Consider the following 12035-nt stretch of genomic DNA (forward strand, 5'->3'; position numbering starts at 1 on the left):
ACTCTTAATCAGCGGGTCGAAGGTTCGAGTCCTTCATCACCCACCAAATGCCCGAAAAATTATAGTGCCGACGCCCGGGCGCAGCGAAAGACATATGTCCGTCGTTGTCAGGGGTGACGGCGTCGCCTACGTCTTGGCAGACGATGCGACCTACTCCGAAGCCAATTTGCGCGCCGATAAACCGACGGCGTGACGAACGATCCTCGACGTTCGATCGCCACGTTGCGCGCTATCAAAACGTTTGCATCGAGAGAGCCGGCAATCATCCGGCCGACGCATGACCCCGATGGCCTCGCCCGGGCGCGCGACGCGTTTGGTTTTGGCGTGAAGGCCTGGTCGGGGTCATCAAGCGCTGTGGCGAAGCTCAATGATATTGTCTGCGCTACGGCAGTGCGATCGGCATCCAAACATCTTGCCCACGTTGGTTAGCGCGTTGGGCGCCGTGGTCTTTTATCGAAGCACTCAACGAAATGATCAACTCGCGAGAAACATTGTTTCCAGATCTTGCGGCATCTCTACAACAGAGGTCGCGTGTAAATCGCGACGGCAAAAATATCGGATCACGATAAATAGTGATTTTGCTAAGAAGCCTCCGTGCTGTCTCACGTCATAAGGGGATGGCACGTCCCAGCCCGGGTGCAAGAGATTGCACCCGGGACCCGCGAGCCGTTATAGGCCACGGCGCAATGCTTCCGCGACAAACCCGAAACACCCAAAATCGATCGCGTAGAGCAATTTAACGCGCTGTCGATTTTTGCCGCTGGCATCGCAGGCTCGCAGCCGCTCAGAAGTCCCAGAAAACAGGCACCCAGCGGAAGGTATCGCCGTCGATTGCGACGTGGCCAACGGAGGGGAATGGAAGATGCGTAGCGACCAGCATCTCGCCGGTTTCGGCTAGTCCGCGCAGAAGTTGGATGCGCACACGCGCCGCCTCTTCGGGGTCGTGCTCGAAGCCGTTGTGCCACTCGGGTTGGTCGAACCCGACAGCGAACACCGCATCACCGGCAAACGTCAGTGCCTCGCCACCGGATGCGACGCGGACCACGCTGTGTCCAGGCGTGTGCCCGCCGGTGCGATAAACAACGACGCCCGGAGCGATTTCGGATTGGTCTTCAAACGTGCGCAGATAGCTACCGTACTCAATGAGGAAGCGCTTTGCCGTTGCCCGCAGCGCATCGGGGAATCCCTGTGGCATGGCGGTATGCGAGAAATCGGGCGCCTGCCAGAACGCGACCTCCGCGGCCGCAACATGGATTCGCAAGTCTGGCCGTAGCTGCTCCTTCACGCCATCGACGAGAAGCCCGCCCACATGATCCATGTGCATGTGGGTCAGAACGACGTCGGTCACCGAGGCCAGATCGATGCCGGCCGCGCCGAGGCGCTTGACCAGCTGTCCCGCCCGAGGCAACTGCAGATCCGGATCGAGCCCAAGTCCCGCGTCGATGAGAATGGTTTGATCGCCTTTACGCACCACGGCAACGTTCAGCGCCCAATCAAACGCGTCCTGCGGCAGGAACATATCGTTGAGCCAGGCGGCGCGTGCCGCGGGCGCGGCGTTGTGCGCCAGCATCGCGGTGGGGAGTGGCAGCACGCCGTCGCTGACGATAAGAACCTCAATCTCGCCGATCCCCACAGCATACCGCGATGGGACCAATTCCTCGGACTTGGAGGGAAGTGGGGCGATACGCTCTGCGCTTGGTTTTGCAACTAAATTCAACATGGAAGTTTCCTCTTGCTCGATCCCTGAACATTCGGTTCGCCCAAAGCGTGTGGGCATGGCGATGGTTTAGCGATACGCGTCAGGCTTTGCGCCAGCGCGATTGCGGCGATTGCAGAGGGATTGCTGTCAAATTGATTTTCGGCGAAATTCGCTGGGGGATATGCCTATCAGCTTTCTGAATGCAGCAGAAAAGGCCGTTTGAGACGCGTAACCGAGCGCAGCGGCGATGGTGACGATCGAGATGGATGGATCGCGCAGCATAGCCTTGGCCTGCTCCAAACGGTAGAGCCGCAACCAGGTATTCGGCGGCATCCCTGTGCTCGCTTTGAACGCTCGACAGAAATGAAAACGCGACAGGCCGGCATCGGCAGCCAAGGCTGTCAGCGAAACGTCGGCATCGTTCTCCGAGCGTAACCGTTCCAATGCGCGGCGAAGAACGCTCGGCGATAGCCCACCCGATGCGGGCAGCAATGGCACCGCCGTGCCGACGTGCGCAGAGAGCAGACGCGTCGCCAGGAGATCGGTGATTTGCTGGCGGAACATCGCGTCCAGCGTCGAGTTGCCTTCAAGCGCTTCCGCCGCCGTGACCAGGAACCGGGATGTAACGGGATCGAGATAGCCTGTTCGCTCCACCAGCCCTGTGGGCATCGCCTTTCCGGCTTCAGTCGAAATGCGCTCGATTATTATTGGGGGCAGGTAAAGCTGAACCACGTCGATGGCACCCGCAATATCCCACCGCGCGCTCGTGCCTGCGGGGATGATCGTCACGACACCAGGTCGCGCGACACCCTTGGTAACGCTTTTTCCGGTCCGCCGTTCGAGTGGCTGCATCGTGTCGATGTATGTCATAATCACATGATCGGCCATCGGCTGGACGACATCGTGCAGAGCGCCATGCTTCCAATGCGCTATCCTGCCGCTGGATGGATCAAGGCCGGCAGCGATGTTGAGCGGTTTTGTCTTCAGAACGCGGGCCATTTCCGCATCGGCGGCGCGGCGCCTATCGTCTTCGTTTTCTTCGTCCATCGGGCGCCTCTGAATGCATTCAATTCGCGCGGCGATGTTTGGCGCGCACGTATCCGCTATCCGGCAATCTGTCGGCGCCGACACTGAACGAGCCCCGTCCCGTCGATACCGACGATCTTCATGTGATATCTCCAATGGTGGCCCGCGTCCGCGATGCCGCTGGATGGAGAGTGCCCCCAGCCTTGGGGAAAGGCTTTGTGAGCAGCTTCAAATATCCTTCAGGCTGCCTTGAAAATACGTCCAGAGGCTTAGCCGTTTATAATGTGGGGGCGCTACAAACATCTGCTGGACGGCCTGCAGGCACAAATCCCGTTATCAGACCGTGTCCTCGCCCCGAGTGCCGAGAGATGTCACGTGCCGACGGGTCGGTTGGCGTTGCTCCGCAAGATCTTCGATCTGATATGTCGAAATAGCTACGAGCGCACAGGCTATTAAACGTTAGCACATCCTATGGCGGCAACGCCGGACCGGGCGGCACGCCGCCAGCTTATCCTGCGGGCAATTACCAGAGCGTATCTCAGCAGTGGATCGCTGCGATAGCGCGCGGCATATAGATCCCGGTCGGGCAGAACGCGATAGCTCGACTATTTTGTTTGATAATCGGATATGAGGGATCAATTTCCACCTGGCCTTATTGCATCTGATGCATTGGCTATGACGACTGCGCGCCCAGGTGACTTGATACCTCCATACGACGTAAAAATTTATCGGCCGTAGTGCGATCGGACCTTGAGGGAAGAGCAGCGGAGTATCCGCGGAAGTCAGCCTGCCCTCCCACAAACCATAATGAAAAAAGGTATCGCTTACTTCGCAATATTGGGGGAGGCGAGGGGAATGATGGTTGGCGCCTCATCCGCCAGTGTGCCCTGAGGTGCCGATGAAGAAGGCTCTGCCCCCGGCCGCACGGGAACGATATTCGGCGCTTCATCAGCAAGCGTGCCTTGCGAAGGCGGCGGAGTTTCGGGCTGATCCGTTCCTTCAGTTGAGGTGCGTTGCTTGGCGTTCGCTTTCTCGGCCTTCGAAAAAGATTGCTGATCCGAAGCTGTTGTTGGGGCTTTCTCGCGATCGTCATTCGATGATTGCGACTGGGCCGCGTTCGAGAAAAGCGCCGTCGCGATAACTATCGACAATATTCTCGCGCATGCAACGAAGGTAGATAAGCTGATGCCAGTGGGCATTATTCTGCCGCCCTTTCTGCTGTCGCTAACAAACTTTTGCAGCGCCTGAGCTCACCTGCTGCTTGATCGCCATCTGCAGATGTAACGATTTTTTGTGCCCCTGCATAGATTCCAAAACGCTCAGGGATCAACGCCTTCGGTTTTACGGCTTTCCAAAAAAAACGACGAAACACAGTGAGGTGCACTGAATAACTACGCTGTGCGCTGTTCGCCACGACAGCGCGATAAAGAAAAGCGATGGTTGAGCAATTCAACAAGAGTGGGAAGGCGAAACTTCCCAATAGGGAGAGGTAACAATGAAACCTAGAATAAGCAGGGTATACGCTGCAGCGGGACTCATAGGTGCAATTCTTATTGGCGGGGCTTCCCTGGCATACGGCGGGGGCAAGAAGAACGGAGAGCTCTCAAACTATTTCAAAGCCCCGGCGAATAAACCGCTCGTACTTGATAGGGTCGGTAGCATGTATGCCGGCGGCACTGTGATTACTGCTCCAGGAACCTTCAATCCACGCGATCCCAGCCCCTTCAGCGCTCCCGCTGGACAAATGCTGCACGTAGATCATGTTTATGCGCAATACAAAATTCCTGCGGGCCGGAAGCAGGCGTTGCCTCTGGTGATGTGGCACGGATGTTTAAGCCCCTCGTGGGAAACGACGCCCGACGGTCGCGAGGGATTTGAAAGCATTTTCTTGCGTCGCGGTTGGAAGACCTACGTCATCGATTGGCCAAGAACGGGCCGTTCGGGTAAGAGCAGCGTGGGTGCAACAATCACTCCTGGCTTTAGCGAGAACGCGGCTTGGAATGCTTGGCGATTGGGCGTGTGGCCAAACTTCTTCCCCGGAAGTCAATTCCCTCACGATCCTGCTTCACTTGACCATTTCTTCAGGGAAGGTGGAACCAACAATGGTCCAAGCGATAACGATGTGTCTGTGAACGCCGTGTCGGCGTTATTCGACAAAATCGGACCTGGTGTAATGATGACTCACTCCGCGAGCGGATTGCTGGGCTTTCTCACGGCTATCAAGAATCCCAAGGTCAAAGGAGTTTATGCGTATGAGCCTAACGAAGGCGTTTTCCCGACAGGCGAAGTTCCCGCTCCGATTCCCAACGCTGCAGGCGGGCTGATGAGCTTCCACGAGGTTTCGCGGGCCGATTTTAAGAAGCTAACGAGAATTCCTATCCAAATCATCTTCGGTGATTACATCCCAAGCAAGCCAGACCCAACCAATATCGCGCGCGATCAATGGCGAGTCCGTCTTCAGGGCGTGCGACTATTCGTTAGGACGGTCAACAAACACGGAGGAAACGCAACACTCGTGCACCTACCGGAGATTGGAATTCACGGAAATTCGCATTTTTCGTTTACGGATAAAAATAATATCCAGATCGCGAACCTGGAATCAGCTTGGCTTCATCGCCACAGATTGGACGTTCCTAAAGAAGGGCGCTGAACTCGGCCTCTGTTTTTGACGACGCTGGGATGTCGATTGCGTTATCAATCGACATCCCTAAATCTTAGGTGTGCGTGTCGGTAGTGAAAAAAGGACAAATTAGATTCAATGGGTCGTTTCGAGTGATGCCGAAGCTGCAATCACGCCGTGCCTTCCTGCGCATGATGGGTGCTACGCTTCTGGCGTCTCCGATAACACAACTCAACCGGTCCTACGCTTTCACCCAAGGCGGTGCAGTAAGAGTTGCTCGAACGCGATCGTCGCTCAAAAAATTTGTACAGGAACATGCGGCGGTCAGAGACGACCCGTGGGTAGTTATGCATGGCATCCGCGCATTAGGGAAAGATTTCGCGATTGATGGAGAGCCCGCTGTTGCCTTTCTCTGCAGCCACTACCTCCAAGAAAAAGTGGTCGGCGGTAAAACGTTCCTTTACATGCCCGTTGCCGACGAAGGCCATACTAACGTCTTCTTGGCAGAAGCCATCTTGGATTCCGGACTAAACATTGAATACAAATTCCAAGCCAATGGCCGTCAGCACAGCGTCGGCGATCTGCTGGATGGTGCGAAGGCCTTGTTTGTTTTCGAACCCACCTCCATGACGTTTAATCCCGACGATCTCGCGTGGAGCCTGCTGGCGTTCTCCTACACGATAAGCCCCGACAATGATCAGTGGATCACTGCCGACGGCAAACGCATTCGCTTCGCCGAAGTCGTCGAGTATGCGATGACGACGCTTGAGCGGGCCAACGCTCGCTTCGAGACAGAAATGCGTGAAGGCATTGCGCCGGACGAGCCGGATGCAATCGAGAAATTCTCGTGTGCAGGAACCCACTTAATCTATGGTCTGGGCGCTTGCGTGCGTGCAGGATATACTGAACGCTCGCTTATCCAGAGAATGAAACGTCAACACGATATTCTGGTTTGGCGGCTAGCGGCTGACATGAAAATTGCAGAGGACTACTACGGCCAGCTGCGAGGGCAATATCCGGAAGATGTCGTAAAAAATTACCTTCTCGATTCGAAGCTAAAATTTCTGGGACACGCCTTTGAGACTTTAAATGTCGCTCGTCATCATGGACAGTTTCTGCCCACCGTAGAACAAACTGCGCTTATACAAGCCGGGCTGATGCGACTTTGCGATGCGGTTGATGATGTGAAAGGTATAGATCTTCAGGATGAGCGTATTGATCCGTCGCTGCGCAAGTTATTCGTAGGCGACGCATGCCACGCTTATCATGCTCTATCGTTGATAGCCGAGAGTCCCGATCAACAAACTGCACCGCTCTAAAATGCAGCGGCGAACAAGATAAACGGGCGACTTGCCTCGTCCAATAATGACAACGTGGCTCGTCCGGCTCAGCACGCTGCCAGATCGAAATCTTTACGACCTCCATCGTCGTTCCGGCAGCGTTTCGCGACGGCTGAGATCGAACCCCTTCTAGCTGTCGACAAGAAGCATCGCGTCGTGTTCGCGTACGGCTTCAGATCCCGAAACAGCGTCCGCCTTGCAACCTTGAACATCCGTGCCAGCTCTCGCCGCGGTCGAGCAAAGCGCGGCACAGGGTGCCATGTCCGCCGGACACTTGATCGGCGGACCCGGATTGCGGCCGTACTAGCGTGTCGCTCCGAGACCGGCTCAAGTCGATCGCGTAGAGCAGCTTAATGCGCTATCGGCTCTTGCCGCTAGCGTTCCACGCTCGGCGCAAGAGGTCGAGGAGAACGTCTTCGGCCGATGCCCGTTACCTTCGACGCACAGCCGCTGCCGCCATCACAACCTCCGCAGAACATAAAATCTTCAAGAGCGCAGGAGTGTAAGTGCTGTTGCTTCGCGGGCACGGCATCGGGCCATTCAACGCCCACGTCAAAAATGCTGGTTGAACACGCGCCGACATCCATTAATCGGATATTATAACATATGATTGAGGTTTTGGATGCGTGGATGGAAGATCAGTTCGGTAGCGGTAGCTGCCTGTGCTAGTTCATCGCTATTTTTGATTTCACCGGCCGGCGCACAGAATGCGACGCCTCCGACGCAATCGTCATCACCGCCTGTGCAGCCTTCTCCACCGTCGGCGCCGAGCACATCTGCGTCGTCGAATGCCACAGCGCCAGTGATGCAACCGGGCCAATCCTTGCCGCCGGTTGTCGTGACGGAACAGGGAGCCAAACGGCGAACGAAAAAGCGCAGGACAAAGGCAAGCAAAAAGAAAACAGCGACGTCAGGCGCAAGTTATCAGCCGGCTTCTGCAACGGCGCTGCAGACTATGCCCAAAGGCGCGACAGAGATTTCCGGCGAAGCATCTACCGCAGGCCAGACTCCGCTGGCGATCGACAACGAAGCCTTCGACGAAGCGCGCAAAAGTTTGTTCACTCAGGTTGGCACCGCGTCCTATGCATTCGACAAAGATAAAATAGAAGCGCTTCCGCAGGGTACCCAGACGCCGGTCGACAAGCTGCTTCTGCAGGCACCCGGCGTCGCCCAGGATTCGGCGGGTAGCGGCCAGCTTCACGTCCGCAACGAACACGCCAATCTCCAATATCGCATCAACGGCATTCTCCTTCCGGATGGCGTTTCAGGTTTTGGCGATGTTCTGGAGACGCAATTCGTCGACAGCATCTCGCTCGTCACTGGAGCTTTGCCCGCGGAGTACGGGCTGCATACGTCGGGACTTGTCGACATTATCTCGCGCGCTGGCTCGCAGCAGCCGGGCGGCAGCATCAGTTCCTATGGCGGAAGCCGCGGAACCTTTACGCAGAGTTTTGAATATGGCGGCAGCTCGGGGCCGGTCGACTATTTCTTCACGGGCCGGTATTTGATGAACGATGAGGGCATCGAGAACCCGACTCCGAATTGGGATGCGATCCATGATCATACCGACCAGGAGAAGGGCTTCGGTTATGTCTCGGCACTGTTTGATAATTCGACGCGGCTGAGTTGGATTTCAGGTGTATCCGTTCAGAATTTCCAGATCCCAAATACGCCCGGCTTGACGCCGAATTACAAAGTCGCCGGTCTGCCACAGAATTTCCAGTCGCGCCTCCTCGACGAACACCAGTTCGAGCAGAACTATTACAACGTACTCGCGCTACAGCATAAGATTGAGAACGGCGATTGGCAGCTCGCTTACTTCTCTCGCTATAGCGATCTTCAATTCCATCCCGACCCCGTTGGAGATCTCGTGTTCAACGGCATCGCGTCGTCCGTCGAACGCAGAAGCTTGCTCAACGGCATTCAGGGCGACGGATCCTATCGCCTGAATCCTTACAATACGATCCGCGCCGGTTTCAGCGTCAGCGCCGAGCAGACGCGGGCCACGAGCGCGTCGACTGTCTTGTTCGCCGATCCCGATCCGCGAACGAACGAATACGATTCAAAAGACGTATTCGACGAAACGTCCAAGCTTGGCTGGCTTCTTGGCGTCTATGCGCAGGATGAAATCCGGCTGAGTGATCGGCTGACGTTGAACGTCGGATTGCGCTTCGACCAGATGTACGAATATGTCGATGCCAACCAGCTGAGCCCGCGCGTCAGCTTGGAGTATCGACCCTTCGATGGCACAACGTTCCACGCTGGCTACGCGCGCTATTTCACGCCGCCGCCGCAGGTCGCCTCTGGTCCCGTAAATATTACCGCCTTCAACGGCACCATTCAGCAGTCCGGCACATGTGGCGACAAAAAACAGAACCAACAATCTTGTGGCCTCGTACAACCCGAACGGTCGCACTATTTCGACGTAGGCGTTACTCAAAAACTCTTTCCTGGATTGGAAGTCGGTGTCGACGCTTACTATAAGCTCGCGCACGACCTTCTCGATGACGGACAGTTCGGCGCGGCACTTGTCCTGGACGCGTTCAACTATGAGAAGGCGACCAACAAGGGCATCGAATTTAAAGCCAAACACAATTGGGGAAATTTCAGCGCCTATGGCAACGTCGCGATCGCCGAGCAGCGGGGGAAGAATATTATCTCAAACCAATACCTGATTGATCCGGACGATCTAACGTATATCGCAGACCATTACATTTATACGGACCACACCCAGTTCATTACTGTTTCTGCGGGGCTGTCCTATCTCTGGGACGGGACCCGATTTAGTGCCGATTTGATCTACGGCAGCGGCCTTCGGACCGACGCGCCCGACATTCCGAATGGCGATAGCGTCCCTGCGTATACGCAAGTCAACCTCGGCGTCTCGCATGAATTTCATTGGTTCGAGGAGCCCACGACGCTGCGTTTCGACGTCGTCAACCTCTTTGACGACGTCTACCAGATACGGGATGGAGACGGCATCGGCGTATTCGCTCCGCAATATGGGCCGCGCCGCGGCTACTTCGTCGGGCTTTCGCAAAAATTTTAGGACTGGCTGACATGGGCCGGGCGGCAGATAACCTCAGACGCGCAACAGCGCCGGAGATATTATTCGCAATTGAAACGAAGTCGCCCGTCGCCCCAGTTTTTCCTGAAGATCAACTATAGATATCGTATCGGGTTGACGAAAAACGCAGGCGGCATCACCTTTTTCGAAAGTCGCCATCGGCTGGCAAGTCCAGTGGCACATTCAGTTACGCGTCAGCGAGGCTCAAATGAAAGCGCCCGTTCGTTTGTTCGCATTTTGTGTTGCGGCCCTCGTGCCGACGGTCGCGTATGCTGCCGACTTCGGTCGTGATTATCGATACCGAAATTCTTACGACGCCTGGTCGGTCATGCCGCGTGGCATCTATTACGGCAAACCTTATCGTTGGCAACCGCCGGCCGTCGCGTGGCGCCGGGATTACTGGGTCACTCCGGTTTATGGGTATCGGCGGCGATGTTGTTTAGGTGCGCGTCCGGTTTGGGGTGGTCCCGGCAGTTGGGGGCGGCAATTGCACGAACCTCCGCCGTGGGTTGCGTCACGCCCGTGGAGCGCGCGCCGCCGTTGGTAAAGCCAAATGAGAAGGTGCCAGAGGAAAACAGGCGCGCGTCAACGTGATTGGCGAATGTCAGTCCATCGACTTCTCATTGTCGGCCGTGGACCATCAAGAGACGGCGGGTCGCCGACCGGATCGCTAACGCTGTTGATTGCGAAAGCTGAAGCGCGCTCTCCCGCATCCGAAAAACGCTAAGGGCGTGATCCGTCTGATTTCAAAATCTCGTCGCGACGTTCCGTGAATGCCGCGCGCGCCCACGCCGAGGATTGGCCGCGTACGATCGAAGGTTTTACATCTCGGGGATGAAGATAGTTCGCCGGAAGGGCGGAAAGCCGCTGATGATTGCGCGGGCTAAAAAACGCTTCGCGCCGAAGTGGCCCAAATACTGTAAAACTACCAAACGAGAGAATGCGAAATAAGGAAGAACTCCTGTAGCCCGACTACGTATGCGCTCGTAGATCTATCGTCGCCCACTTTCGAACGGCAAATGACCTGTTCTGCAGGTCATTTGCCTTTCTTTTTTCGTATTGGATTTCTTACGGCCAATTCGCCCGCTGCGATTGGAAATTTTTCGGAGCCATTTTGAGTAATAAGCTGCACTCGGATATGGGTGCGGCCCGCGCGTGCAATACTATTGCACCATGTGTCAATCACGAAATCTCGCGGATCCGTGAATTTTCGCGTTGACTCGGTGAGGCGACAGGATAGTTTCCCGTCCGGGAATGGAATCTCCCGTACAACCGCCCCGATGGCTGATGATTCCTACTGCGTTGATGTCCTTACTCATCGAGTGAGGCCGCGGTAGGGATATTTATGTGTTCCTGCCTCGGGAGAGCGCGTGTCTCTTTCATCAACTCGGAAAGTCGGGGGGATGAAGGAGACAGTTGAGCGGTTGAGCTTTCCACGCTTGCAACCCCTCTCTTCCGAACTCCTTTCATCCTCCCGGCGATGGCTGAGTGGGCTCAGCTGCGTCGCATTTGCGACGCTAGCATATGGAGGAAGTAATGAGGAAGTGGGCAAACTCCACGGCCGCCATTGCTCTGCTGGTGTGTTCGTCGCCGGCATGGGCCAATGAGGACGTGATTAAGCTTTCAAAAGACCCAGCAAACTGGGCAATTCAATCGGGCGATTATAGCGGTCACCGCTATTCGAAGCTTGACCAGATCACAACGGCGAACGTCGGCCAGCTGAAGGTCGCGTGGACGTTCTCGACGGGTGTTCTTCGTGGTCACGAAGGCGGCCCGCTCGTCATCGGCAACACGATGTACGTGCATACGGCATTCCCGAACATCGTCTACGCGCTCGACCTTTCCAACGACGAGAAGATCATCTGGAAGTATGAGCCGAAGCAGGATCCGTCGGTTATTCCTGTGATGTGCTGCGACACGGTCAACCGTGGCGTTCAGTACGCTGAAGGCAAGATCTTCCTCCACCAGGCCGATACGGCTCTCGTCGCTCTCGACGCGAAGACGGGCAAGGAACTGTGGAAGGTCGTCGACGGCGATCCCAAGAAGGGTGAGACCGGCACCGGTGCGCCGCTTGTCATTAAAGACAAGGTTCTCATCGGTATCTCGGGCGCCGAGTTTGGCGTCCGTTGCCACTTGACCGCCTACGACATCAACAGCGGCAAGAAGGTCTGGCGCGCCTACTCGATGGGCCCGGATTCCGACATCCTGGTCGATCCTGAGAAGACGATGTCGCTCGGCAAGCCGGTCGGCAAAGACTCTTCGCTCAAGACCTGGAACGGCGAT

General features: G+C 56.2%; 8 protein-coding genes, 1 pseudogene and 1 riboswitch. Of the genes and pseudogenes, 6 read left to right on the forward strand and 3 right to left on the reverse strand.

What is annotated here, in order from left to right; all coding sequences use genetic code 11:
• A pseudogene (locus tag VHB22_RS00015) lies at positions 1-193 on the forward strand (hypothetical protein); the annotation flags it as partial.
• 591 nt (positions 194-784) lie between these two features.
• Here VHB22_RS00015 and VHB22_RS00020 read toward each other — a convergent pair.
• The 3 genes from VHB22_RS00020 to VHB22_RS00030 all read right to left on the reverse strand — a co-directional run bounded on the left by VHB22_RS00020 (position 785) and on the right by VHB22_RS00030 (position 3876).
• On the reverse strand, positions 785-1720 hold the full coding sequence (locus VHB22_RS00020) for an MBL fold metallo-hydrolase (protein ID WP_325454891.1): 936 nt from the start codon (positions 1718-1720) through the stop codon (positions 785-787).
• 126 nt (positions 1721-1846) lie between these two features.
• Positions 1847-2746, reverse strand: a complete 900-nt coding sequence (locus tag VHB22_RS00025) for an AraC family transcriptional regulator (protein WP_325454892.1) — start codon at positions 2744-2746, stop codon at positions 1847-1849.
• A gap of 803 nt (positions 2747-3549) precedes the next feature.
• The gene (locus tag VHB22_RS00030; RefSeq protein ID WP_325454893.1) at positions 3550-3876 is read right to left on the reverse strand and encodes a hypothetical protein; all 327 of its coding nucleotides are present in this window, start codon (positions 3874-3876) and stop codon (positions 3550-3552) included.
• A 509-nt stretch (positions 3877-4385) separates the two neighbouring features.
• Between VHB22_RS00030 and VHB22_RS00035 the strand changes: the two genes are divergently transcribed.
• The 5 genes from VHB22_RS00035 to VHB22_RS00055 all read left to right on the forward strand — a co-directional run.
• Positions 4386-5375, forward strand: a complete 990-nt coding sequence (locus VHB22_RS00035; protein ID WP_325454894.1) for an alpha/beta fold hydrolase — start codon at positions 4386-4388, stop codon at positions 5373-5375.
• A 125-nt stretch (positions 5376-5500) separates the two neighbouring features.
• Positions 5501-6664 (forward strand): hypothetical protein, encoded by a 1164-nt coding sequence (locus VHB22_RS00040; protein ID WP_325454895.1) that lies wholly within the window; start codon positions 5501-5503, stop codon positions 6662-6664.
• A gap of 976 nt (positions 6665-7640) precedes the next feature.
• Entirely contained in the window at positions 7641-9734 is a 2094-nt protein-coding gene (locus tag VHB22_RS00045) for a TonB-dependent receptor (protein ID WP_325454896.1), read from the forward strand.
• 226 nt (positions 9735-9960) lie between these two features.
• Positions 9961-10299: a hypothetical protein gene (locus VHB22_RS00050; RefSeq protein WP_325454897.1), complete on the forward strand. Its 339-nt coding sequence runs from the start codon at positions 9961-9963 to the stop codon at positions 10297-10299.
• A gap of 694 nt (positions 10300-10993) precedes the next feature.
• Positions 10994-11056, forward strand: a riboswitch (Fluoride riboswitch).
• A 232-nt stretch (positions 11057-11288) separates the two neighbouring features.
• Positions 11289-12035 (forward strand): PQQ-binding-like beta-propeller repeat protein (locus VHB22_RS00055; protein ID WP_325454898.1); only part of this gene is annotated, 747 nt, incomplete at its 3' end.

This window comes from Hyphomicrobium sp. (genome assembly GCF_035548195.1).
Classification (GTDB): domain Bacteria; phylum Pseudomonadota; class Alphaproteobacteria; order Rhizobiales; family Hyphomicrobiaceae; genus Hyphomicrobium_B.